Source organism: Streptomyces sp. NRRL F-5727, from assembly GCF_000719555.1.
Classification (GTDB): domain Bacteria; phylum Actinomycetota; class Actinomycetes; order Streptomycetales; family Streptomycetaceae; genus Streptomyces.
The window spans coordinates 1-24,812 of the sequence record NZ_JOGX01000042.1; the positions used below are offsets into that span (position 1 = coordinate 1).

Consider the following 24,812-nt stretch of genomic DNA (forward strand, 5'->3'; position numbering starts at 1 on the left):
GCCGGGGGTGATGGGGGTGTTGTGGTTCATGCCGGGGGTCTTCCGCTCCCCGGCCCGGTCCTAACGGCCTGTTACAAGGCGGTGGCCTAACCAGGACAACCCCGCACTAAAGTACGCGCGTTCGACTGCCGAGAGGGGGCCCGCGGACCCCCCGTCGGCAGCCGGCGCGGGACTCACCCCTCCAGCGCGTCGCACTCCTGCGCCCGCAGGGCCCGGGCCAGGTCGTCGCGGGACTCCAGGACGAGCCGCCGCAGCGCCGGGGCCGCGTCCGCGTGCTCCGCCAGCCAGGCGTCGGTCGCCGCCAGGGTCTCCGGACGGTCCTGGAGCGCCGGGAAGAGCCCGCGCACCACGTCCATGCCGATCTGGATCGACCGCTCGGCCCAGATCCGCTCGATCACCGCGAAGTACTTCTCCGCGTACGGGGCGGTCAGCTCGCGCTGCGAGGGCTGCGCGAAACCGGCGATGACCGCGCCGACCAGCGCGTTCGACAGGGTGTCGGACTCGACGACCTGCGCCCACGCCTGCGCCTTCACCGCCGCCGACGGGCGCGCGGCAAGGAGCCGCACCTGGTGGCGCTTGCCGCTGGCGGTGTCGTCCCGGGCCAGCTCCTCGCCGATCCGCGCCTCGTCGGCCCGGCCCTCCTCGGCCAGCGTCGAGAGCAGCGCCCAGCGCAGCTCCTGGTCGACGTCGAGCCCGTCGATCCGGGCGGTGCCGGCGAGCAGCCCCTCCAGGAGCTGGAGGTCGGCGTCGGAGGAGGCGGTCGCGGCGAAGAAGCGCGCCCAGGTCAGCTGGTGCTCGCTGCCCGGCTCGGCGAGCCGCAGCTCGCGCAGCCCGCCCTCGGCGAGCAGCCGGCCGCCCTCCGCGCGCCACGCGGGGGCCGCGTAGTGGGTGACGGCGGTCCGCGCCCAGGCGTGCACCATCTGGAGGACGCCGATGTCGGTCTCGCGGCCCGCGAAGGCGAGCACGGCGGCGACGAAGTCGCGGGCCGGCATCAGCCCGTCCCGGGTCAGGTTCCACAGCGCCGACCAGCACAGCGCGCGGGCCAGCGGGTCGGTGATGTCGCCGAGGTGCTCGCGGAGGGTGTCGAGCGAGCCCTCGTCGAAGCGGACCTTGCAGTAGGTGAGGTCGTCGTCGTTGACGAGGATCAGGTCCGGCCGCTCGCTGCCGGCCAGCCCGTCGACGACGGTCCGGACGCCGGCGACGTCGGCCTCCACGCGCGCGTACCGCACGAGTTCGCCGTCGGTGAGCCGGTAGAGGCCCACGGCGATCCGGTGCGGGCGCAGCTCGTCGCCCTCCTGGAGGACGGCGAGCTCGGTGATCCGGCCCTCGGCGTCGTAGGTGACCTCGGGGGCGAGCACGTTGACGCCGGAGGTCTGGAGCCAGGACTTCGACCAGGCCCGCATGTCCCGGCCGGAGGTCTCCTCCAGGACCGACAGCAGGTCGCCGAGGCGGGTGTTGCCGTAGGCGTGGCGCTTGAAGTAGCGGCGCGCGCCCTCCAGGAAGGCGTCCCGGCCGGCGTAGGCGACGAGCTGCTTCAGGACGGAGGCGCCCTTGGCGTACGTGATGCCGTCGAAGTTCAGCTTGGCGTCCTCCAGGTCACGGATGTCGGCTGTGATCGGGTGGGTGGACGGCAGCTGGTCGGCGCGGTAGGCCCACGCCTTGCGGTTGTTGGCGAAGGTGACCCAGCTGTCGGTGAAGCGGGTGGCCTCGGCGAGCGCGAAGGAGCCCATGAAGTCGGCGAAGGACTCCTTCAGCCACAGGTCGTCCCACCAGACCATGGTGACGAGGTCGCCGAACCACATGTGGGCCATCTCGTGCAGGATCGTGTTGGCGCGCCGCTCGTAGGCCGCCCGCGTGACCTTGCCCCGGTAGATGTACTCCTCGGTGAAGGTGACCATGCCGGGGTTCTCCATGGCGCCGAGGTTGTACTCGGGCACGAACGCCTGGTCGTACTTGCCGAAGGGGTACGGGTAGTCGAAGAGCTCGTGGAAGAGGTCGAAGCCCTGCTTGGTGACGAGGAAGACGTCGTCCGCGTCGAAGTGCCTCGCGAGCCCCTTGCGGCACATCGCGCCGAGCGGGATCTCGACGTCGCCGCGCCGGTAGGTGTCGGTGACGTAGTGGTACGGACCGGCCACCACACAGGTGATGTACGTGGAGATCGGCTGCGTCTCCGCGAACCGCCACACCCCGTCGGCACCCTGTTCGCCGGCGCCGTTGCTCCACACCGTCCAGCCCTCGGGCGCGGTCACCTCGAAGCGGTACGGCGCCTTGAGGTCGGGCTGCTCGAAATTGGCGTACACGCGGCGGGCGTCGGCCGGCTCGTACTGGGTGTACAGGTACACCTCGCCGTCCTCGGGGTCGACGAAGCGGTGCATGCCCTCGCCGGTGCGGCTGTAGGCGCACTGGGCGTCGACGACCAGCACGTTGTCGTCCGCCAGGCCGTCCAGGGCGATCCGGGCGCCGTCGAAGACGACCGCCGGGTCCAGCTCCCGCCCGTTGAGGGTGACGGAGGTGACCGACGGCGCGAGCAGGTCCACGAAGGTCGTGTCGGCGTCGCCGGTGCGGCGGAAGCGGATCGTCGTCACCGAACGGAAGGTGCGGACCGCCTCCGTGGACTCGCCGACCGCCGAGCGCAGGTCGAGCGCGACGTCGTAGCCGTCGACGGACAGCAGCGCGGCCCGCTCATGGGCCTCGTCGCGGGACAGGTTCTCACCGGGCACGGTCACTCCTTCGTGGCGTGTTCGAAACAGCACCGATCCTCCCATGCGCACCTTTCACCCGGCGCACGGGAATGCCGACACGGCCCCGGGGTGTTGCCGCAGATCGGCGCATATCCCCGTTTCCGCGCTGCAAGGAGTGACATGTCCGAGAGCAGGACCACCGCCGAGTTCTTCTTCGACCCCCTGTGCCCGTGGGCCTGGATGGCCTCCCGGTGGATGCTGGAGGTGGAGAAGGTCCGCCCGGTCGACGTCCGCTGGAAGGTGATGAGCCTCGCCGTCCTGAACGAGGACCGGCTGGACGAGGTCTCCCCCGCGTACCGGGAGATGCTGGAGACCCAGGCGTGGGGACCGGTCCGCGTCGTCATAGCCGCCCGGCAGCTGCACGGCGACGAGGTGGTCGGCAAGCTCTACACGGCCCTCGGCACCCGCTTCCACAACAACGGCGAGGGCCCGACCCGCGAGGCCGTCGTCGGCGCGCTGCGTGACGTCGGCCTCCCCGAGGACCTGGTGGAGTACGCCGACAGGGACACGTACGACACCGAGCTGCGCGCCTCCCACGCGGAGGGCATCGAGAAGGTCGGCCAGGACGTCGGCACCCCGGTGATCGCGGTCCCCGGCCCGGACGGCGACGAGGTCGCCTTCTTCGGCCCGGTCGTCACCCCGACCCCGCGCGGCGAGGCCGCGGCCCGGCTGTGGGACGGCACGCTGCTCGTCGCCTCGACCCCGGGCTTCTACGAGATCAAGCGCACCCGGACGGCGGTGCCGAGCTTCGAGTGAGCCCTCGGAGCGGACGGCCCCCGTGGTTCACGTCACCACGGGGGCCGTCCTCTTTTCCGCCTGCCCGGTGAAGGTTGAGAAGACGATCACGAGCAGGAGTTCTCCGGTGTCTCAGATGCCGATGAGCGGCGTGCGCCCCTTCGCGTCGGCGTACCGCTTCTGCACGTCCTGCCAGTTCACGACCTGCCACATGGCGTCGATGAAGTCGACCTTCTGGTTCTTGTACTGGAGGTAGAAGGCGTGCTCCCAGGCGTCGAAGACCAGGATCGGGACCGAGCCCTGGCCGACGTTGCCCTGGTGGTCGTAGACCTGCTCGACGATGAGGCGGCCGCTGATCGGCTCGTAGGCGAGCACGCCCCAGCCGGAGCCCTGGGTGGTCGCCGACGCCTTGGTCAGCTGGGCCTTGAACTTGGCGAAGGAGCCGAAGGACTCGGTGATCGCGTCCGCGAGCTCGCCCACGCCGTCGGCCGCCAGCGGCTCGCCGCCGCCCTCGCCGGCCTTCGGGCTCGCCATGTTGTTCCAGTAGATGGAGTGGAGGATGTGGCCGGAGAGGTGGAAGGCGAGGTTCTTCTCCAGGCCGTTGATCGCTCCCCACTGCTCCTTGTCGCGGGCCTCCTCCAGCTGCTCCAGGGTGTCGTTCGCCCCCTTGACGTAGGCGGCGTGGTGCTTGTCGTGGTGCAGCTCGATGATCTGCGGGTTGATCACCGGCTCCAGCGCCGCGTAGTCGTACGGCAGCTCCGGAAGTGTGTAGATCGCCATGTGTGCCGAGCCCTTCGACTGACTGCTTATTGCAACCCTTATGCAAGTGCAGGCTAACAGCACCTGCGGGCGATGTTGATCAGCCCTTCGACCTAGGCCACCGCGCCGCGCCGTACCGCGGGAGCCGACCCGACCCGCCCCGGCCCGGAACGCGCGAACGCCCCGCCGGGGCCGGCGGGGCGTTCGTACGGAGCGGGGGTGGGGTCAGGCCGCCTTGGCCCGCGCCTTCTGGAGGGCGAAGCCGACGGCGGCGAGGACCAGCGTCAGCGCGCCCGTCGCGTACAGCTGCACCCGGGTGCCCTCCTCACGGGCCATCAGGAAGAAGACCGCCGCCATGCCGGCCAGCGCCACCCAGGTCAGCACCGGGAAGGCCCACATTCGCACGACCAGCTTCTCCGGCTCCTCGCGCTCGGTGCGGCGGCGCAGCACCAGCTGGGAGGCGGCGATGAAGAACCAGACGACGAGGATGATCGCGCCGATGGTGTTGAGGAGCCAGATGAACGCCTTGTCCGGCGACCAGTAGCTCAGCAGGACGGCGCCGAAGCCGACGACCGAGGAGAGCAGCACGGCCGGGCGCGGCACGCCGCCGTACAGCCGGCCGACCGCCTTCGGGCCCTGGCCGCGGCCGACCAGCGAGCCGGCCATGCGGGAGGCGCCGTAGATGTTGGCGTTCATCGCGGAGAGCAGGGCGATCAGGACGACCACGTTCATGATCTGGCCGGCGGCCGGGATGCCCAGGTGGTCGAGGGTGGCGACGTACGGGCCCTTCTCCACGACCGCCTTGTCGTCCCACGGGACGAGGGTGACGATGACCGCCATCGAGCCGATGTAGAAGAGCGCGATGCGCCACATCGCCGTACGGACCGCCTTGGCGACGCCCTGCACCGGGTGCTCGGACTCGGCCGCCGCGATGGTGACCGTCTCCAGGCCGCCGTACGCGAAGACGGAGGCGAGCAGGCCGACGATCAGGCCCTCGGAGCCGTGCGGGAAGAAGCCGCCGTCGCCGGTGAGGTTGGCGGTGCCGGGGGCGTCGGTGCCGGGCAGGACCCCGAGGATGGCGAGCACGCCGATGCCGAGGAAGAGGACGATCGCGCCGACCTTCAGCGCGGCGAACCAGAACTCGAACTCGCCGAAGTTCTTCACCGCCGCGAGGTTGGTGCCGCAGAAGACCAGCATGAAGAGCGCCACCCAGGCCCACGCGGGGGTGTCCGGGAACCAGCCCGTCATGATGTTCGCGGCGCCGATGCCCTCCAGGCCGACGGCCACGCAGAGCAGGAACCAGAAGGCCCAGCCCGCGGTGAAGCCCGCCCACGGGCCGAAGGCGCGCTCGGCGTGGACGGAGAAGGAGCCGGAGGCCGGGTTCGCCGCCGACATCTCGCCGAGCATCCGCATCACCAGCATGACGAGCACGCCGGAGATCGCGTACGCGACGACGATCGACGGCCCGGCGGCGGCGATGCCGGCGCCGGAGCCGACGAAGAGGCCGGCGCCGATGACGCCGCCGAGGGCGATCATCGACAGATGGCGCTGCTTGAGGCCGTGGGAGAGGCCCTCGGCGGGAGCGGCGGTGCCGTCCTCGCGGTCGGCCTGCGCGGGCGCGGTGGTCCGGGACATGGGCAACCCTGTTCATAGGCTGAGACGGGGAGGGAAGCCCACAGTCTGGGCGCCCGCACCGCTCAGAGGGAACGGGTGTCCGCTATACGGTCACCACCTTCACACAAGGTGAAGATTCAGTTCCGTTTCGTCGTGGACGGCGGCGCCTCCCGGGACCCGCGCACCTCCCTGACCCAGGCCACCAGCAGCACCGCCGCCGTCGCCCCCGCCGACCACAGCACCTGCGGCCGCGCCCCGTCGTCGGTCAGCATCAGGACCAGCACCGCGGCCATCGCGGCCAGCGCCGTCCACGTCAGCCACGGGAACGCCCACATCCGCAGCGTCAGCCTCTCCGGGGCCTCCCGCTCGATCCGCGGCCGCAGCCGCAGCTGCGACACCGCGATCAGCGCCCACACGAACAGCAGCACCGCGCCGACCGCGTTGAGCATGTAGAGGAAGACGGAGTCCGGCCACTTCAGATTGAGCAGCACGGAGACGAACCCGAAGGCCACCGAGGCGAGTACCGCGCGCCGCGGCACCCCTCCCGTGGACACCTTCAGCAGCCCCCGCGGCGCCTCGCCGCGCTCCGCCAGCGAGAAGACCATCCGGGAGGAGCCGTACAGATTGGCGTTGAGCGCCGACAGCAGCGCCACGAACACCACGACGTTCATGATCTGCCCCGCGCCCGGCACCCCGATCGCGTCCAGGACCGCGACGTACGGCGACTCGCCCGGCACCATCGACGTCCACGGCAGCAGGGTCACGATCACCAGCATCGAGCCCACGTAGAAGAGCAGGATCCGCCACACGGCGCTGCGCACCGCCCGCGCCACGTTCCGCGCCGGGTCCTCCGACTCGGCCGCCGCGATGGTCACGACCTCCAGGCCGCCGAAGGCGAACACCACCGCGAGCACCCCGGAGATCACCCCGGACCAGCCGTTGGGCAGGAAACCGCCCTGCCCGGTCAGGTTGGCGAGCCCCACCGGGTCCGTGTCGGGCAGCCAGCCGGCGATCGCCAGCGCGCCGAGCACCAGGAAGAGCACGATCGCGCCCACCTTCAGCGCGGCGAACCAGAACTCGAACTCGCCGAAGTTCTTCACCGCCGCCAGGTTCGCCGCCGTGAAGACCACCATGAAGAGCAGCACCCAGCCCCACTGCGGGACGCCCGGCACCCAGCCGTGCGCGATCCGCGCCGCGCCCGTCGCCTCCACCGCGAGGACGACCACGAGCAGGAACCAGTACAGCCAGCCCACCGAGAAGCCGGCCCAGCGGCCCAGCGCCCGCTCCGCGTGCACCGAGAACGCGCCGGAGGCCGGCATCGCCGACGACATCTCGCCGAGCATCCGCATCACCAGCATCGCGAGCGCGCCCGCGATCAGGTACGAGAGCACGATGCCGGGACCGGCGACCGCGATGCCCGCGCCCGAGCCGACGAAGAGCCCGGCGCCGATGACCCCGCCGAGCCCCAGCATCGTCAGGTGACGCTGCTTCAGGCCGTGGGAGAGGGGCTCGGGTTCGGTGAGGGGGGCGGGCGGGGCGGCGTCGCGCATGGTGGGGGACTCGCGCTCTGGGAGGAGGGGCACTTTATGGAGACCCCACAGTCTCTCCGCTGATCGCCTCTCGACGCAAAAGGGATGAGCCAGGGCCATCCCCTAGTGACAAGCGTCACGTGGCGCCGGACACCCTCAGGGTTCTTTGTCGGAACTCCATGAAGCGCCCGCCCGAGGCTTTGTCGGCGGCTGACGGTGATCGAGCGTTCACTCCTGGCATAGCGTCAACCTGTTCCGACCCCTCACCCTCGCGGAGTACCGATGAGCAGCACCGCCGCCGCCCCCGCCCGCACCCTCCGTACGGGCACCGTCCTCGCCGACCTCCTGCCTTCCAGCCGCGTCCGCGACGTGGCGCTCGTCGTCGGCGGCGCCGCCCTCACCGGCCTCGCCGCGCAGCTCTCCGTCCCCGTCCCCGGCTCCCCGGTCCCGGTCTCCGGCCAGACCTTCGCCGCCCTGCTCGTCGGCACCGCCCTCGGCGCCCGCCGCGGCTTCCTCTCGCTCGCCCTCTACGCCGCCGTCGGCATGGCCGGCGTCCCGTGGTTCGCCCAGGGCTCCTCGGGCTACGCGATGCCGTCCTTCGGCTACATCCTCGGCATGCTCCTCGCCGCCACCGTCGTCGGCGCCCTCGCCCGCCGCGGCGCCGACCGCTCGGTCCTGCGCACCGCCGGCACCATGGCCCTCGGCTCCGCCCTCGTCTACGCGGTCGGCGTCCCCTACCTGGCCCTCGCCACCGGCATGACCCTCGGCCAGGCGGTCGCCGCCGGCCTGACCCCGTTCCTCATCGGCGACGCCCTCAAGGCCGCGCTCGCCATGGGCGCCCTCCCGGCCGCCTGGAAGCTCGTCGGCCGCAAGGGCTGACGCCCCCGGAGCCGTACGCGAAGGGCCCGCCGCTCCTCCCCGGAGCGGCGGGCCCTTTCACCTGTGTCCGGTCAGACGCGGGGGGCGTTCTTCCCCAGCCGCTCGCGGACCACGGCGATCGCCAGGACCAGCGCGGCCACCAGCAGCGACAGCACGACCTGGTCGCGGTTGCTGCCGCCGTCGTAGACCATGTAGCCGAGGACGCCGACGATCATGGCGATGGTCGCCCACGTCAGGTACGGGAAGAGCCACATCCGCACGATCAGCTTCTCCGGCGACTCGCGCAGGATGATCCCGCGCATCCGCAGCTGGGTCACACAGATGACCAGCCAGACGAAGAGCGCCACCGCGCCGGAGGAGTTCAGCAGGAAGGCGAAGACCGTGTCCGGCCACTTGTAGTTGAAGAAGACCGCGACGAAGCCGAAGACGACCGAGCCGAGGATCGCGGCCACCGGCACGCCCCGCTGGTTGACCTTCGCGAACGCCTTCGGCGCGTCACCGCGCTGCCCGAGCGAGAAGGCCATCCGGGAGGCGGTGTAGAGGCCCGAGTTCAGGCAGGACAGCACGGCCGTCAGGACGATCACGTTCATGATCTGGCCGGCGTGCGGGATGCCGATGGAGTCGAGGGCGGCGACGTACGAGCCCTTCTCCACGATCGAGGCGTCGTTCCACGGCAGCAGCGTCAGGACCACGAAGATCGAGCCCAGGTAGAAGACGCCGATCCGCCAGATCACGCTGTTGGTGGCCTTGGTGACGGCCCTCTGCGGGTCCTCCGACTCGCCGGCCGCCAGGGTGACGATCTCGCTGCCCATGAAGGAGAAGACGACCATCAGCACACCGGTGAGGACCGCGCCCGCGCCCATCGGGAAGAACCCGCCGGTGTCGGTGAGGTGCGCGAAGCCGGCGCCCGGGTTGTCCGAGCCGGGCAGCACGCCGAAGACGGCCAGCATGCCGATCACGACGAAGGCGCCGATGGCGACGACCTTGATGCCGGCGAACCAGAACTCGAACTCGCCGTACGAGGCCACCGAGCCCAGGTTGGTCGCGGTCAGCACCACCATCACGATGAGCGCCCAGCCCCACTGCGGGACGGCCGGGATCCAGCCCTCCAGGATCTTGGCGCCCGCGGTCGCCTCGACGGCCAGCACGACCACCCAGAAGAACCAGTACAGCCAGCCGATGGTGAAGCCCGCCCAGCGGCCGAGCGCCTGGTCGGCGTAGGCCGAGAAGGAGCCGGAGGTGGGCCGCGCGGCGGCCATCTCGCCGAGCATCCGCATCACGAACACGACCATCGCGCCGACGAGGGCGTACGAGAGGAGGATTGCGGGCCCGGCGGCGGCGATGCCGGAGCCGGAGCCGACGAAGAGGCCGGCGCCGATGACGCCGCCGATCGCGATCATCGACAGATGGCGGTTCTTGAGCCCGGCCTTGAGGCCGTCGGACGGGGTCTGACCGGGGGTACCGGTGCTGCCGCCTTCCTTGGCGAGGGTCGGCTGCGTGTTCATGAACGCTTCCTTCGGGTGTGGGGGCAGGCTCGGATCGCGAGCCGGAGCCATGAAACCCGGCGACTCGCCAGTACGGAAGCTCTGACTCCGGAACGTGATTCAGGACATATTCGGGCCATAAGGTCCGGACCATGCGGGACGAAGGTCCGTGACCCGCCGGGACCGAGGTCCCGACCCCGCTGACGCCTGCCCCGTCCCGCCCGTGCCACACTCGAGGCCATGCGCGTCTACATCGGTTCCGACCACGCCGGCTACGAACTCAAGACCCACCTCGTGGAGTGGCTCACCGCCCACGGCCACGAGCCCGTCGACTGCGGCCCCCACATCTACGACGCCCTCGACGACTACCCGCCGTTCTGCCTGCGCGCCGCCGAGAAGACGGCCGCCGACGCGGACAGCCTCGGCATCGTCATCGGCGGCTCCGGCAACGGCGAGCAGATCGCCGCCAACAAGGTCAAGGGCGTCCGTGCCGCCCTCGCCTGGAGCGAGCAGACCGCCGCCCTCGGCCGCGAGCACAACAACGCCAACGTCGTCGCCGTCGGCGCCCGCATGCACACCGAGGAGGAGGCGACCAAGTTCGTCGAGATCTTCCTCAACACCCCGTACTCCGGCGACGAGCGCCACACCCGCCGCATCGAGATGCTGAGCGCGTACGAGACCGAGGGCGTCATGCCCCCGATCCCGGCCCACCACCCGCAGCAGGGCTGAGCCCCGCCCGCCCGTGCCGCCGCCCCCCCCGGCGGCACGGGCGGTGCCGTCCCGCGACCCAGGAGAACCGCCGTGCCCGAGGGGCATACGATCCACCGCCTCGCCCAGGACCACCGGGAGCGCTTCGGCGGCCGGCCCGTCCGCGCGAGCAGCCCGCAGGGCAAGTTCTCCGACTCCGCCGCCCTGCTCGACGGCTCCGTCCTGGAGACCACCGAGGCCCACGGCAAGCACCTCTTCCTCGGCTTCCCGCGCGACGAGTGGGTCCACATCCACCTCGGCCTCTTCGGCAAGGTGACCTTCGGCGACGCCCCCGCGCCCCCGCCCACCGACACCGTCCGGCTCCGCCTCGCGAACCCGGAGTCGTACGTCGACCTCCGCGGCCCCACCACCTGCGCGCTCGTCACCGACGCCGAGAAGCGGGCGATCCACGCCCGCCTCGGCCCGGACCCGCTGCGGGACGGCGACGACCCCGACAAGGCGTGGCGCCGCATAGTGCGGTCCCGCACGACCATCGCCGCCCTGCTCATGGACCAGAAGATCATCGCCGGCGTCGGCAACGTCTACCGCGCCGAGGTCCTCTTCCGCCACGGCATCGACCCGTACCGCGCCGGGAAGGACCTGACGGCGGGGGAGTGGACCGCGATCTGGGAGGACCTCAGGGCCCTCATGCGCGAGGGCGTCCGCCTCAACCGCATCGACACGGTCCGCCCCGAGCACACCCCCGAGGCGATGAACCGCCCCCCGCGCGTCGACGACCACGGCGGCGAGGTCTACGTCTACCGCCGCGCGAACCAGCCCTGCCACCTCTGCGGCACACCCATCCGCACGGCGGACCTGGCAGCGAGAAACCTCTTCTGGTGCCCCACCTGCCAACCGGGGCACGCCCGCCCCTAGAACCCGTGCGGCAACCAGGGCGCGAGGTGAGACCCGAAGGCCGGCGACGCCTCCGCGAGCGCCCCGCCCCGCAGCTCCGTGACCCGCCCCGCGGAAGCCAGCGCGGCCAGGCTCGTACCGCCCAGGTACGCCGACCCCAACTCCCGTACCGACAAAGCGAGATCCGCCGCATCCGACGTCCGGGAACAGCTCGCCCCCTTCGCGTCGCCCGACAGCCGCCACCGCCCCGCGTTCCACGGGCAGAACGCGTCCGTCACCTCGAACACCACGTCCACCGGCGCCTGGTACGTCCGCGCCTCCAGCGCCGCGCCCACGTCCACGAGCCGCGCGAACAGCCCCTCCCGCACGGTCGGTTCGCACCGCCGCACGTCCGAGACCAGGTGCTGCCAGGCCGCGTCCACCGGCGCGCTGTTCACCCGCACCCGCGACGTCAGGTCCACCGAGCACAGGAACCGCCACAGCGCCGCCTCCGCCGCCGGATCGAGCCCGTACAGCTCGTGCACCGTCACCGAACCGTCCGCGCCCGCCCAGCTCCAGTCCGGCTTGATCGCGTAGTACGCGTACCCCACGACCTCCCCGTCCCGCTCCGCCAGCACGCACAGCCGCGGCGAGGCGCCCTCCCGCGACCCCGGCGGGTCGAGCAGCGGCAGCCGCTCCCAGCCGGGCCGCCGGGCCAGCATCCCGGGCCGGCGCGGCACCATCCGCGCGTACACCGCCTCCGTCGCCGCCGACGAGTCCGCGAGCGGCACCGTCCGCAGGCCCACCGCGTCCGCCCCGGCCGGCACGTCGAGCCGCACCCGGGACGTGTCGATCACCGCCCGCTGCGTCCAACTGGCCGCCCCGTAACCGAACCGCCCGTAGATGACCGCCTCCGAGGCCATCAGCACCGCCAGCGGCTCGCCCGCCTCCCGCACGTCGTCGAGCTGCCGCCGCATCATCGACGTCAGCAGCCCGCGCCGCCGATGGGTTCCGGCCACGCTCACCATGGTGACGCCGGCCGCCGGCACCGAGGACCCGCCCGGCACGGTCAGCCGGAACGAGAACGCGCCCGCCGTCGCCACCGGCCGCTCGCCGTCCCAGACCGCCAGCGAACGCCCGCACTCGGTCAGGTCCCGCCACAGCGCCCGCTCCTCCGGCTCCTCCGGCACACCCCCGAAGGCGAGTTCCAGCGTCGCGAACCAGCGATCCCACTCCGACGGGTCCAGCACCCGCAGTTCAGTCGTCATATGCCATCGATATCAGCGGTCCTCGCCCGAGGCGACCCGATTTCACGCACCTTGTCACCGGGGTACCCCTGCACGGGACCGGCCGGGGTGGATAGGGTCCAGGCCAATGGCCCACCACGGAGTGAACACGTACACGGCCCGGTTGCGCAGGCGCGCCCACCGGGCCCGCGTCGTGCTGCGCCGGACCGGCGTCGACTACTTCCGCGGCGGCACCTCCGACCGGCTCGCCCTCGTCGGGCTGCTGCTCACCATCCCCGCCATCGTCTGCGGCACCGTCCTCGACCCGGTCTGGTGCTCGCCCGCCGCCCTCGTCCTGCCCATCGTGGCCGGCGGACTGCTGCTGCGGCCCGCCAGCCTCCTCGGCCTCTACGCGGCGGCCGCCGGCGGGCTGATCGTCGAGTCCACCATCCTCGGCCCGTACGGCGAGGGACCCGCCCGCGTCACCCCCGGCACCGTCCTGGTGGTCGCCGCCTGCGGCCTCTTCGGCCTGCTCATCGCCCAGTTCCGGGCCCGGGTCGGGGTGCCCTGGCGGCGCGGCGGCACCATGCTCTTCGACCTGCGCGAACGGCTCCGGGTGCAGAGCGCGCTGCCCCGGCTGCCGCGCGGCTGGCACCGCGAGATGGCGCTCCGCCCGGCCGGCGGCCAGTCCTTCTCCGGCGACTTCGTCGTCGCCGCCCGCACCCACGGCGGCCGCACCCTGGAGGTCGTCCTCACCGACGTCTCCGGCAAGGGCATGGACGCGGCCTCCCGCTCCCTGCTGCTCTCCGGCGCCTTCGGCGGCCTCCTCGGCTCGCTCCCGCCGCACGGCTTCCTGCCCGCCGCCAACGCCTACCTGCTCCGGCAGAACTGGGACGAGGGCTTCGCCACCTCCGTCCACCTCGTCCTCGACCTGGACTCCGGCGACTACGAGCTCTACTCCGCCGGCCACCTGCCCGCGCTCCAGCTCCACTCCGGCACCGGCCGCTGGGAGGAGAAGGACGGCGACGGACCCCTCCTCGGCGTCTACGACGGCGCCGAGTTCCACCCGGTCAAGGGAACCCTGCACCCCGGCGACGTCCTGATGCTCTTCACCGACGGTCTCGTCGAGGCCGCCGACCGCGACCTCGCCGAAGGCATCGACCGGCTCACCGGCGAGGCCGACCGCTGCGTCCCCGGCGGCTTCGAGGGCGTCGCCTGGCACCTGATCGAGGCGGTCGCCAAGGACGTCAACGACGACCGCGCCCTGGTCCTCATCTCCCGCCCCGCCTGAACCTTTCGGCGCTGTGGCGCGTCCCACGATTCGTCACCCGCCGCCGAGGGCAAAGGGGTTGGTGGCACGATGGAGGCGCGGGGGTGTCCAGATGCATACCCCGGGCTGGGCAGGGACCGACCGAGGGTGTGATCAGTTGTGGCCATTTCGCTGTCTGTGGTGTTGCTGTTGGCGATCGTCCTCGTGGTGCTGATCCGCGGCGGAAGCCTCAAGGGCGGGCCGGCCGTGGTCGCCGTCCTCTTCGGCTTCTTCCTCGCCTCCACGGGCATGGCCGACGACATCCAGCGTTTCCTGGACTCGATAACCCAGACGATCGGCGCCATCAAGTTCTGACGGAGAACGGCTCCGGCCCGGCCCCTCGTCGAGGGACCGGGCCGGAGCCGTACACAGAGCGGGCGACGGGAATCGAACCCGCGTAGCTAGTTTGGAAGACTAGGGCTCTACCATTGAGCTACGCCCGCACGGAGCGCGCCACAGGCCGGAAGGCCGCGGCACGGACAGCATCGTAGCCGGTCCGGAGCCGTCCGTGCACGCCCCCGGGAACAGGGGGCGTCGCAGCGTCCCCGTACATGTACCCTACGTGTCGCACCGACGGGGTGTGGCGCAGCTTGGTAGCGCGTCCGCTTTGGGAGCGGAAGGCCGTGGGTTCAAATCCCGCCACCCCGACCAGCATGGTCCTCGCGATCCCCCTCGGGGCTCCGACCTCGCGGGTTCTTGATCACGTTGTGGGCCTCATCCCACGTGCGGTTACTATGCAAGCTGCGAGCCCGTGTGTCTTTCTGACCGGGCCCATCGGCCGGAACCGCCCCGCGCGGCCCGTCCGGAATCCAGGAATCAGCCACAAGGAGACCGAACCGTGAAGAGCGCCGTGGAGACCCTGAACCCGACCCGGGTTCGGCTCACTGTCGAGGTGCCCTTCGAGGAGCTCAAGGACAGCCTCGACGCGGCGTACAAGAAGATCAACCAGCAGGTCACGGTCAAGGGCTTCCGCAAGGGCAAGATCCCTGCTCGTGTGATCGACCAGCGGTTCGGCCGCGGCGCCGTGCTGGAGGAGGCCGTCAACGACGCGCTCCCGAAGTTCTACACCGAGGCCGTGAACGAGGCCGAGGTCAACGTGCTGGGCCAGCCCGAGGTCGACATCACGGAGCTGAAGGACGGCGAGCTGCTGGCCTTCACCGCCGAGGTCGACGTCCGCCCGGCCATCGAGATCCCGGACTACTCCGGCATCGAGGTCGAGGTCGACGCCATCGAGGTCACCGACGAGGACGTCGAGAAGTCCGTGGAGCAGCTCCGCGAGCGCTTCGCGTCCACCAGCAAGGTCGACCGCGCCGCCGCCGAGGGCGACGTCGTCACCCTGGACCTGACCGCCAAGGTCGACGGCGAGGTGCTGCCCGACGGCGTCGCCGACGGTGTCTCGTACACCATCGGCTCCGGCGAGCTGCTCGACGGCATCGACGCCGCCGTCACCGGCCTGGAGGCCGGCGGCGAGGCCACCTTCACCTCGCAGCTGAAGGGCGGCTCCGCCGCGGGCAAGGACGCCGAGGTCACCGTCAAGGTCACCGAGGTCGCCGCCCGTGAGCTCCCCGAGCTGGACGACGAGTTCGCGCAGATGGCGTCGGAGTTCGACACCCTCGACGAGCTCAAGGCCGACAGCCGCAAGCGCCTCGAGAACATGAAGCAGTTCGACCAGGCCACCCAGGCCCAGGAGCGCGTCCTGGAGAAGTTCCTGGAGCTGGCGGAGATCCCCGTTCCCGAGAAGCTCCTCGAGGACGAGGTCAACACCCGCAAGCACAACCTGGAGCACCACCAGCTCGGCCAGATGGGCCTGAGCCTGGAGAAGTACCTGGAGCTCCAGGGCAAGACGGTCGAGGAGTTCGAGGCCGAGACCAAGGAGCAGGCGGTCAAGGGCATCAAGACCCAGTTCCTCCTCGACGAGCTCGTCTCCAAGGAGCAGCTGAACGTCGAGCAGGACGAGCTCACCGAGCACCTGTTCCGCCGTGCCGCCTCCTCCGGCATGTCCCCCGACCAGTTCGCCCAGGCCGTCGTCCAGGGCGGCCAGGTGCCGATGCTGGTCGGCGAGGTCGCCCGCGGCAAGGCCCTCGCGGTCGTCGTCGAGGCCGCCAAGGTCGTCGACACCAACGGTGAGGTCGTCGACCTCTCCGACGACGAGGACGAGGTCGAGGCCGCCGCCGAGACGGTCGAGGCCGTCACCGGCGAGGCCGAGGTCGCCGAGGAGAAGTAAGGCCCCACCGGGCCGACGCCGAGGCTCCGCCTCGCGCGCGCCGTACCGTGCCACGGGCCCGGACGCACTGCTGTGCGGCCGGGCCCGTGGACGTACGCGGACCGTTTATGCGCCGCCAACTACCTTGCGCTCCCAGCGAACAGTTCGGGAACCGGGATGGCGTTGTCCTACCTGCGCGTTAGGGTCCATGGATACGGGGGCACTGCCCTCAGAACGAGACGCTGAGACGGCCCGGGGCCGTCGGAGACGAGCAGGTGGATACGTGACGAATCTGAAGCCTTACGCCGCGGGTGAGCCGTCCATCGGTGGTGGCCTCGGCGACCATGTCTACAACCGGCTGCTCGGCGAGCGCATCATCTTCCTCGGCCAGCAGGTCGACGACGAGATCGCCAACAAGATCACCGCGCAGATGCTCCTCCTGGCCGCCGACCCGGAGAAGGACATCTACCTCTACATCAACAGCCCCGGTGGCTCCGTGACGGCCGGCATGGCCGTCTACGACACCATGCAGTACATCCCGAACGACGTCGTCACCATCGGTATGGGCATGGCGGCCTCGATGGGCCAGTTCCTGCTCACCGGCGGCACCCCCGGCAAGCGCTTCGCGCTGCCGAACACCGACATCCTGATGCACCAGGGCTCCGCCGGCATCGGCGGCACCGCCTCCGACATCAAGATCCAGGCCGAGTACCTCCTGCGCACGAAGAAGCGCATGGCCGAGATCACCGCGCACCACTCCGGCCAGACCGTCGAGACGATCATCCGCGACGGCGACCGCGACCGCTGGTTCACCGCGGAGGAGGCCAAGGAGTACGGCCTCATCGACGACATCATCACGCACGCCGCGGGTGTTCCGGGCGGCGGCGGCACGGGCGCCTGAGCGCCGGCCAGCCGCAGAGCCCCCAGCCCCCTCCGAACGCCACCAGGACGGTGAACACCCAGATGCAGAACAACCTCTCCCCGAGCGGCCTCTACACCGGCGCGCCGATGGACAACCGCTACGTCGTCCCGCGCTTCGTCGAGCGCACCTCGCAGGGCGTGCGCGAGTACGACCCGTACGCGAAGCTCTTCGAGGAGCGCGTGATCTTCCTCGGCGTGCAGATCGACGACGCCTCGGCCAACGACGTCATGGCGCAGCTGCTGTGCCTGGAGTCGATGGACCCGGACCGCGACATCTCGATCTACATCAACAGCCCCGGCGGCTCGTTCACGGCCCTCACGGCCATCTACGACACGATGCAGTTCGTGAAGCCCGACATCCAGACGGTCTGCATGGGCCAGGCGGCCTCCGCCGCGGCCGTGCTGCTCGCCGCCGGCACCCCCGGCAAGCGGATGGCCCTGCCCAACGCCCGTGTGCTGATCCACCAGCCCTCCGGCGGCACCGGCCGTGAGCAGCTCTCCGACCTGGAGATCGCGGCCAAGGAGATCCTGCGGATGCGCGACCAGCTGGAGACCATGCTGGCCAAGCACTCCACCACGCCGATCGAGAAGATCCGCGACGACATCGAGCGCGACAAGATCCTGACGGCCGAGGACGCCCTCGCGTACGGCCTGATCGACCAGATCGTCTCGACCCGCAAGAGCACGGCCGCCGCGGCACACTGACGCGCCCGACCTTCCCTCGGCACGGTTCGCGGGGCTCGCGTGGCCGAATCGCGACCATGTGAACCGTGCCAAGGGGGGCCCGAACGGGGGGTCCGGCAAGGTACCGTCGAATATGAGGCACCAGGAGTCGCTGAACCAAGCGCTCCCAGGCGAAGGGGAAGCACCTCGTGGCACGCATCGGTGATGGCGGCGATCTGCTCAAGTGCTCGTTCTGCGGAAAGAGCCAGAAGCAGGTGAAGAAGCTCATCGCGGGACCCGGTGTGTACATCTGCGACGAGTGCATCGACCTCTGCAACGAGATCATCGAAGAGGAACTCGCGGAGACGAGCGAGGTGCGGTGGGAGGAACTCCCCAAGCCCCGCGAGATCTACGAGTTCCTGGAGGGGTACGTCGTCGGCCAGGAGCCGGCGAAGAAGGCCCTCTCCGTCGCCGTGTACAACCACTACAAGCGCGTCCAGGCCGGCGAGAACGGCGGCGCGCAGGGCCGTGACGACGCGATCGAACTGGCCAAGTCCAACATCCTGCTGCTGGGCCCCACGGGTTCGGGCAAGACGCTCCTCGCCCAGACCCTGGCCCGCATGCTCAACGTCCCGTTCGCCATCGCCGACGCGACGGCGCTGACGGAGGCCGGCTACGTCGGCGAGGACGTCGAGAACATCCTGCTCAAGCTGATCCAGGCCGCGGACTACGACGTCAAGAAGGCCGAGACCGGGATCATCTACATCGACGAGATCGACAAGGTCGCCCGTAAGAGCGAAAACCCGTCGATCACGCGCGACGTGAGCGGCGAGGGCGTGCAGCAGGCCCTCCTGAAGATCCTGGAGGGCACGACCGCCTCCGTCCCGCCGCAGGGCGGCCGGAAGCACCCGCACCAGGAGTTCATCCAGATCGACACGACGAACGTGCTCTTCATCGTGGGCGGCGCCTTCGCCGGCCTGGAGAAGATCATCGAGTCGCGGGCGGGCGCCAAGGGCATCGGCTTCGGGGCGACCATCCGCTCCAAGCGCGAGATCGAGGCGAGCGACCAGTTCCAGGAGGTCATGCCGGAGGACCTGGTGAAGTTCGGGATGATCCCCGAGTTCATCGGCCGCCTCCCCGTGATCACCTCGGTCCACAACCTGGACCGCGAGGCGCTCCTGAAGATCCTCGTCGAGCCGCGCAACGCGCTGGTGAAGCAGTACCAGCGCCTCTTCGAACTCGACGGCGTGGAGCTGGACTTCGACCGCCCGGCCCTGGAGGCCATCGCCGACCAGGCCATCCTCCGCGGCACCGGCGCGCGCGGCCTGCGCGCCATCATGGAGGAGGTCCTCCAGTCGGTGATGTACGAGGTCCCCTCCCGCAAGGACGTGGCCCGCGTCGTCATCACGGCGGACGTCGTCCGCAACAACGTGAACCCGACCCTGGTCCCCAGAATCGTCAAGAACGACGGCCGCCACGAGAAGTCGGCGTAACCGGAACCACAACGAAGGGGCGCCCCACCGGACTTCCGGCGGGGCGCCCCTTCAGCGTGCGGCCCCGAATGTCGGGCAGGCGCAGGCGGTTGTGCCTCGGTGGGTCATCAGCCATCGGCTGAGTGATCCCGGCCAGAATCGGCATGATCCTCTCGACTCGCCGGTCAAGCCGTGATCGTCTCGTGCGCGGGAAGTATTCGCGTGGTGACGAAAGGCTGTCCATGAGAGCGATGAAGGTGGGCCGGATGCTGGCGACCGTAGGCGTGGTGGGGGCTGCGGTCCTCGCGCCGGTTGCCGCCGCGGCGCCGGCGGCGGCATCGGCGTCCCTGTACTCGGGATGCATCGACTACGTCGAGAGCCACGGCTACGTCGTGGGGCCCAAGGTCTATGCCGCTTGTTCGTACAAGGCCCTGAAGGTCATCGGGTGGGCCCCGCACCCATCGTGCGTGACCTCACTGGTCGCCATCCGGGTGCGGCCGGAGGTCGCGAGGGAAGCCTGTACGCGCGCCCACGGGTAGCCCGCGCCGCACCCATGGGGGCGGTCGCCACGGCGCGGTGCTTCATCGCCTGGCCGGCGACGTGCGAGAGGGGGCTGCCGGAGTCACCGGCAGCCCCCTCTCGTCTTGTCCCGCATGACCGGTCCGGAGTCGGGGATCAGACCTTGGTGCGCGAGGTGTTGTAGAGCTTCGCGGCGAGGGCGGCGACGTCGGCCTGCGGGACAGCCTGGCCCGCGCCCATGAGCTGGGTCATGTCGATGACGTTCACCGCGCCGAGGGTGCTGTAGTCGGCCCAGACGCACATCGGGACCTCGAACTCCTTGGCCATGAGGGCGGACGAGTCGCCGCTGGCCGCAGGCTTGAACTTCGCGTTCTGGCACTTCATCAGGGCGCCCTCGAAGCCGCTGGGCGTCACCGCGGTGGGCTCGCCCACCAGCTCGATGGTGAACTCCTCGTCCTTGCCCTCCTTGGAGTCCTCCTTCGTCTTCTGGAAGAAGCCGTCGATCGCCTTCTCGGGATCGGGGATCTCGCCCCAGAGACCGCTCAGGCTCAGCATCTTGCCCTTGAGCGGCTCCGACTCGGAGCCGCTCCTGTAGGAGGCCCCCGCCTCCTGCGGGTTCTTCATGCCGAGGTAGGTCTCGGCTTCCTTCTTGTCCTCGTCGCTCATCGACGACGACTTGTCGCCGTCCTTGGACTTCTTGTAGTCGTCCACGGAAGCGGCGGGCGTCAGCTTGTGGCCCTTGGTGTCGTCGGCCACCGACGCGTTACCGCCACCGCCGCCGATCAGGAAGTACGCGCCGACCGCGATCGCCGCGACGACCGCGACCGCGCCGATGATCAGCGGGGTCTTGGACTTCTGCGGGGCCGGCGGGTGGGGCACGTAGCCGCCGGGGCCCTGGGGGGCGCCGTACGGGGGCTGCTGGCCGTAGGGGGCGGGCTGCTGCGGGTAGCCGTACGGCTGCTGCGGCGGGACACCCTGCGGGGCCTGCTGGGGGTAACCGTAACCGGGCTGCGGGGCCTGCGGCTGCCCGTACGGGCCGGGCTGCTGGCCGTACGGCCCGGGCTGCTGCGGCTGCTGGCCCCCGTACGGACCCGGCTGGTTGTAGCTCATCGACTGCTTCCCCTCACAGGACGTTTATGCGTAGCGAACATCCTGTCGGAAGCGGCCCGGCGATGGGGCGGCAGGGGTCACACCGTTACCGAACAATCGCGTTTCGGGACACCACCGTCGCACCCCTAAACTGGGCCCGTGACCGAGAACACTCAGCAGCAGACAGCGCCCACCACCGAACTGCCGACCCAGTACGCGCCGGCCGAGGTAGAGGGGCCGCTGTACGAGCGCTGGGTAGAGCGCGGCTACTTCGAGGCCGACGCGAAGAGCGAGAAGCCTCCGTACACCATCGTCATCCCGCCGCCGAACGTCACCGGCGCCCTCCACCTGGGCCACGCGTTCCAGGTGACCCTGATGGACGCCCTGACCCGCCGCAAGCGCATGCAGGGCTTCGAGACCCTGTGGCTGCCCGGCATGGACCACGCCGGCATCGCGACCCAGAACAAGGTCGAGCAGCAGCTCGCCGAGGAGGGCAAGTCCCGCCACGACCTGGGCCGCGAGCAGTTCGTCGAGCGCGTCTGGCAGTGGAAGGACGAGTACGGCGGCCGGATCCTCGGCCAGCTGCGCCGCCTCGGCGCCGGCCTCGACTGGTCGCGCGAGCGCTTCACCATGGACGAGGGCCTCTCCAAGGCCGTCCAGAAGATCTTCAAGGACCTCTACGAGGACGGTCTGATCTACCGCGCCGAGCGCATCATCAACTGGTGCCCGCGCTGTCTGACCGCCATCTCGGACATCGAGGTCGAGTACCAGGACGACGCCGGCGAGCTCGTCTCCATCCGGTACGGCGAGGGCGAGGACTCCCTCGTCGTCGCGACGACCCGCGCCGAGACGATGCTCGGTGACACGGCCGTCGCCGTCCACCCCGACGACGAGCGGTACAAGCACCTGGTCGGCAAGCAGATCAAGCTGCCGCTGACCGACCGCACGATCCCGGTCGTCGCCGACACGCACGTCGACCCCGAGTTCGGCACCGGCGCCGTCAAGGTGACTCCGGCGCACGACCCGAACGACTTCGAGATCGGCCGCCGCCACGACCTGCCGTCCCTGACGGTCATGGACGAGCACGGCGTCATCACCGTCCACGGCCCCTTCCTCGGCCTGGACCGCTTCGAGGCCCGCTCGGCGATCGTCGGCGCGCTGAAGGAGCAGGGCCGGATCGTCGCCGAGAAGCGCCCCTACATGCACTCCGTCGGCCACTGCTCGCGCTGCAAGACGACCGTCGAGCCGCGTCTGTCGATGCAGTGGTGGGTCAAGGTCGGCCCGCTGGCGCAGGCCGCCGGCGACGCCGTCCGCGACGGCTCCGTCGAGATCCACCCGAAGGAGCTCTCCCGGCGCTACTTCGACTGGGTCGACAACATGCACGACTGGTGCATCTCGCGCCAGCTGTGGTGGGGCCACCGCATCCCGATCTGGTACGGCCCCGAGGGCCAGGTCGTCTGCGTCGGCCCCGACGAGGAGCCGCCCGGCACCGAGGCCGAGGGCTGGAAGCAGGACCCGGACGTCCTGGACACCTGGTTCTCCTCCGGCCTGTGGCCGTTCTCCACGCTCGGCTGGCCGGAGCAGACCCCGGACCTGGCGAAGTTCTACTCGACCGACGTCCTGCTCACCGGCCACGACATCATCTTCTTCTGGGTCGCCCGGATGATGATGTTCGGCCTGTACGCGATGGACGGCGAGGTCCCGTTCAAGACGGTCGCCCTCACCGGTCTCGTCCGCGACGAGTTCGGCAAGAAGATGTCGAAGTCCAACCCGAACGCGGTCGACCCGCTGGACTGGATGAACGCGTACGGCTCCGACGCCGTCCGCTTCACCCTGGCCAAGGGCGCCAACCCGGGCGCGGACGTCCCGATCGGCGAGGACTGGGTCCAGGCGTCCCGGAACTTCGCCAACAAGATCTGGAACGCGACCCGCTTCGCGATGATGAACGGCGCCACCATCGAGGGTCCGCTGCCGGACGCCTCCGAGATGTCGGCGACCGACCGCTGGATCCTGTCCCGGCTCAACGAGACGGTCGCGCAGGTCGACGCGTACTACGACGACTTCCAGTTCGCGAAGCTGAGCGAGTCGCTCTACCACTTCGCGTGGGACGAGGTCTTCGCCTGGTACGTCGAGCTGTCGAAGACGACGTTCTTCGCGGGCGGCGAGGGCGCCAAGGTCTCCGGCCGCGTCCTCGGCGAGGTCCTGGACGTCATGCTGCGCCTGCTGCACCCGATCGTCCCCTTCGTCACCGACACCCTGTGGACCACCCTCACCGGCGGCGAGTCCCTCGTCATCGCGGACTGGCCGAAGGACTCGGGCTTCCGTGACGAGGCCGCCGAGAAGGAGATCGAGCTGGTCCAGCGGGTCGTCACCGAGGTCCGCCGGTTCCGCAAGGAGCAGGGCCTCCAGGACGCCCAGAAGGTCCCGGCCCGCCTCACCCTGGCCGGCACCCCGCTCGTCGCGCACGAGGCCGCCATCCGCCAGATCCTGCGCCTCCAGCCGGAGGGCGAGGGCTTCGCCGCCACCGCCACCCTCCCGGTCGCCGGCGCCGAGGTCGCGCTCGACCTGTCGGGCACCATCGACGTCGAGGCCGAGCGCAAGCGCCTCGCGAAGGACCTCGCGGCGGCCGAGAAGGAGAAGGCCCAGGCCGAGGCCAAGCTCGGGAACGAGGCGTTCCTCGCCAAGGCCCCCGACAACGTCGTGGACAAGATCAAGGGCCGGCTGGCCAAGGCGGACGAGGACATCGCCCGCATCCAGAACCAGCTGGAGAAGCTGCCGCAGGCGTGACGCGGACGGCGGAAGGGCCCGGGACCGACACGGTCCCGGGCCCTTCCGCGTACCGGCGACGGCCGGGAAAGCGGACGAAGTGCCTCATCTCACAGCAGACGGGACTTCAGGTCCACGGCGTCGGGACCAAGGACCCTGGATGATGAAGACATGGTCCGCCCCTCCACCCTCTCCGCGCTGCGCCGCCGCGTGGACCGGTGGGCCGGCTCGCCCCGGGCCCTCGACGTCGTCGCCGCGCTCAGCGCCTTCGCGCTCATGGTCCTCGACGTGCCCGGCCTCGCCCGCGCCGACAACTCCCTCACCGGCGTCACCGCCACCCTGGTCCTCGCCGCCGGCGCCGCGACCCTGGTGCTGCGCCGCCGGGCGCCCTGGGTGCCGTACCTGGTCGCGCTCGCCCTGATGGGCTGGCTGCACGAGGTCACCCTCGTCCAGTTCGCGCTCTACTCCGTCGGCCGCTTCCGGGGCCGCCGGGCCGCCGTCGCCGCCACCCTGCTCTACATCGGCGTGGCCTACGCCTACTTCCAGCTGCCCGGCTGGCCCGCCGAGCAGCACGGCGACACCCTGAGCGACTTCCTCAGCCTGATCGTCCCCATCGGCGTCCTCGCCGCCGGCGTCGGCATCGCCGCCCACCGCCAGGACCTCGTCCGCGCCCTGGAGAGCCAGCGCCGCGAGGCCGCCGCCCGGCAGGCCGTCCAGGAGGAGCGCATCCAGGTCGGGCGGGACGTCCACGACCTGGTCGGACGCGAGCTGACCGTGCTCGCGGTCCGGGCCGAGGTGCTCGCCGTACGGGCCCGCGGCGAGGCCCACCGGAAGGACTTCGAGGAGCTCGCCGACACCGCCCGGCGCGCCCACCTCATGCTGAACGAGACCCTCGTGCGGCGCGCCGACCGGGACGGCGCCACGCCCGGCCTGGAGGGCCTCGCGGACCTGGCCGCGGAGAGCGAGCGGATGGGCAGCCCGGTCGAGCTGGACGTGGCCGAGGAGGTCAAGGCGCTCTCGCCGCTGCGGCAGACCGCCGTCCACCGGGTGGTCAAGGAGTGCCTGACGAACGCGGCCAAGCACGCCCCGGGCCTGCCGGTCCGGGTGCGGATCGGCGTCGCCGGGCCCGACCTGTGGATCGAGGTCCGCAACCCGCTGCCGAAGGCCCCGCCGGACCGCGCGCCCGTCTCCACCGGCACCGGCCTCCTCTCGATGGACGAGCGGGTCGCCAGCATGGGCGGCACCTTCACGGCGGGGGAGGAGGACGGCGGCTACGTGGTCCGGGCGACCCTCCCGTCCGGTCTGTCGCGCTGAGGCCGTCC

Annotated in this window: 20 protein-coding genes and 2 tRNA genes; 14 read left to right on the forward strand and 8 right to left on the reverse strand. The window is 70.8% G+C overall.

The genetic code is table 11. The annotated features are described in order from the left end of the window. Positions 1–173 precede the first annotated feature (173 nt). A complete protein-coding gene (gene pepN / locus IF73_RS0125130) occupies positions 174–2,720 on the reverse strand; it encodes an aminopeptidase N (RefSeq protein ID WP_031011908.1) in 2,547 nt (848 codons plus the stop codon). 141 nt (positions 2,721–2,861) lie between these two features. On the opposite strand from pepN, the gene IF73_RS0125135 reads away from it, so the two are divergent. Next, positions 2,862–3,497, forward strand: coding sequence for a DsbA family protein (locus IF73_RS0125135; protein ID WP_031011909.1), 636 nt, complete (start codon positions 2,862–2,864; stop codon positions 3,495–3,497). 111 nt (positions 3,498–3,608) lie between these two features. Here the strand turns inward: IF73_RS0125135 and IF73_RS0125140 are convergent, their stop codons facing one another. The 3 genes from IF73_RS0125140 to IF73_RS0125150 form a co-directional block, all read right to left on the reverse strand. Further along, entirely contained in the window at positions 3,609–4,256 is a 648-nt protein-coding gene (locus IF73_RS0125140) for a superoxide dismutase (RefSeq protein WP_031011910.1), read from the reverse strand. A 204-nt stretch (positions 4,257–4,460) separates the two neighbouring features. Next, entirely contained in the window at positions 4,461–5,870 is a 1,410-nt protein-coding gene (locus tag IF73_RS0125145) for an amino acid permease (protein WP_031011912.1), read from the reverse strand. A gap of 116 nt (positions 5,871–5,986) precedes the next feature. Then, positions 5,987–7,399, reverse strand: a complete 1,413-nt coding sequence (locus tag IF73_RS0125150; protein ID WP_037880423.1) for an amino acid permease — start codon at positions 7,397–7,399, stop codon at positions 5,987–5,989. A 261-nt stretch (positions 7,400–7,660) separates the two neighbouring features. Between IF73_RS0125150 and IF73_RS0125155 the strand changes: the two genes are divergently transcribed. Further along, the gene (locus IF73_RS0125155; RefSeq protein WP_031011916.1) at positions 7,661–8,257 is read left to right on the forward strand and encodes a biotin transporter BioY; all 597 of its coding nucleotides are present in this window, start codon (positions 7,661–7,663) and stop codon (positions 8,255–8,257) included. A gap of 71 nt (positions 8,258–8,328) precedes the next feature. Here IF73_RS0125155 and IF73_RS0125160 read toward each other — a convergent pair whose 3' ends face one another. Beyond that, complete coding sequence (locus tag IF73_RS0125160; protein WP_031011917.1) at positions 8,329–9,762, reverse strand: amino acid permease; 1,434 nt, start codon at positions 9,760–9,762, stop codon at positions 8,329–8,331. 219 nt (positions 9,763–9,981) lie between these two features. On the opposite strand from IF73_RS0125160, the gene IF73_RS0125165 reads away from it, so the two are divergent. Together IF73_RS0125165 and IF73_RS0125170 are read left to right on the forward strand one after the other, a co-directional pair. Next, positions 9,982–10,470, forward strand: a complete 489-nt coding sequence (locus tag IF73_RS0125165; RefSeq protein WP_031011918.1) for a ribose-5-phosphate isomerase — start codon at positions 9,982–9,984, stop codon at positions 10,468–10,470. A gap of 72 nt (positions 10,471–10,542) precedes the next feature. Next, the gene (locus IF73_RS0125170; RefSeq protein WP_031011919.1) at positions 10,543–11,364 is read left to right on the forward strand and encodes an Fpg/Nei family DNA glycosylase; all 822 of its coding nucleotides are present in this window, start codon (positions 10,543–10,545) and stop codon (positions 11,362–11,364) included. On the opposite strand, the gene IF73_RS0125175 is transcribed toward IF73_RS0125170, so the two are convergent. Next, complete coding sequence (locus tag IF73_RS0125175; RefSeq protein ID WP_031011921.1) at positions 11,361–12,590, reverse strand: GNAT family N-acetyltransferase; 1,230 nt, start codon at positions 12,588–12,590, stop codon at positions 11,361–11,363. The genes IF73_RS0125170 and IF73_RS0125175 overlap by 4 nt on opposite strands. Before the next feature lie 106 nt (positions 12,591–12,696). Between IF73_RS0125175 and IF73_RS0125180 the strand changes: the two genes are divergently transcribed. Together IF73_RS0125180 and IF73_RS0125185 are read left to right on the forward strand one after the other, a co-directional pair. Further along, a complete protein-coding gene (locus IF73_RS0125180) occupies positions 12,697–13,839 on the forward strand; it encodes a PP2C family protein-serine/threonine phosphatase (RefSeq protein WP_031011922.1) in 1,143 nt (380 codons plus the stop codon). 138 nt (positions 13,840–13,977) lie between these two features. Beyond that, positions 13,978–14,172, forward strand: coding sequence for a hypothetical protein (locus IF73_RS0125185; RefSeq protein ID WP_031011923.1), 195 nt, complete (start codon positions 13,978–13,980; stop codon positions 14,170–14,172). A gap of 57 nt (positions 14,173–14,229) precedes the next feature. Here the strand turns inward: IF73_RS0125185 and IF73_RS0125190 are convergent. Further along, positions 14,230–14,300: transfer RNA gene (locus IF73_RS0125190), tRNA-Gly, on the reverse strand. Between the two features lie 131 nt (positions 14,301–14,431). Here IF73_RS0125190 and IF73_RS0125195 point away from each other — a divergent pair. The 6 genes from IF73_RS0125195 (at position 14,432) to IF73_RS0125220 (ending at position 19,655) form a co-directional block, all read left to right on the forward strand. Continuing rightward, a tRNA-Pro gene (locus IF73_RS0125195) sits at positions 14,432–14,508 on the forward strand. 187 nt (positions 14,509–14,695) lie between these two features. Continuing rightward, positions 14,696–16,081, forward strand: coding sequence for a trigger factor (gene tig, locus IF73_RS0125200; protein WP_031011924.1), 1,386 nt, complete (start codon positions 14,696–14,698; stop codon positions 16,079–16,081). Between the two features lie 262 nt (positions 16,082–16,343). After that, positions 16,344–16,961: an ATP-dependent Clp protease proteolytic subunit gene (locus IF73_RS0125205; protein ID WP_031011925.1), complete on the forward strand. Its 618-nt coding sequence runs from the start codon at positions 16,344–16,346 to the stop codon at positions 16,959–16,961. 62 nt (positions 16,962–17,023) lie between these two features. After that, positions 17,024–17,686: an ATP-dependent Clp protease proteolytic subunit gene (locus tag IF73_RS0125210; RefSeq protein ID WP_031011927.1), complete on the forward strand. Its 663-nt coding sequence runs from the start codon at positions 17,024–17,026 to the stop codon at positions 17,684–17,686. Positions 17,687–17,853: 167 nt separating this feature from the next. After that, the gene (gene clpX / locus IF73_RS0125215; protein WP_030494070.1) at positions 17,854–19,137 is read left to right on the forward strand and encodes an ATP-dependent Clp protease ATP-binding subunit ClpX; all 1,284 of its coding nucleotides are present in this window, start codon (positions 17,854–17,856) and stop codon (positions 19,135–19,137) included. A gap of 221 nt (positions 19,138–19,358) precedes the next feature. Beyond that, the gene (locus IF73_RS0125220) at positions 19,359–19,655 is read left to right on the forward strand and encodes a hypothetical protein (RefSeq protein WP_158822140.1); all 297 of its coding nucleotides are present in this window, start codon (positions 19,359–19,361) and stop codon (positions 19,653–19,655) included. Between the two features lie 136 nt (positions 19,656–19,791). Here IF73_RS0125220 and IF73_RS0125225 read toward each other — a convergent pair whose 3' ends face one another. Further along, positions 19,792–20,745 (reverse strand): membrane protein, encoded by a 954-nt coding sequence (locus IF73_RS0125225; protein WP_031011931.1) that lies wholly within the window; start codon positions 20,743–20,745, stop codon positions 19,792–19,794. Positions 20,746–20,883: 138 nt separating this feature from the next. Between IF73_RS0125225 and IF73_RS0125230 the strand changes: the two genes are divergently transcribed. Together IF73_RS0125230 and IF73_RS0125235 are read left to right on the forward strand one after the other, a co-directional pair. Continuing rightward, a complete protein-coding gene (locus IF73_RS0125230; RefSeq protein WP_031011933.1) occupies positions 20,884–23,511 on the forward strand; it encodes a valine--tRNA ligase in 2,628 nt (875 codons plus the stop codon). 150 nt (positions 23,512–23,661) lie between these two features. Beyond that, positions 23,662–24,804, forward strand: a complete 1,143-nt coding sequence (locus IF73_RS0125235; RefSeq protein WP_031011935.1) for a sensor histidine kinase — start codon at positions 23,662–23,664, stop codon at positions 24,802–24,804. Positions 24,805–24,812: the final 8 nt, after the last annotated feature.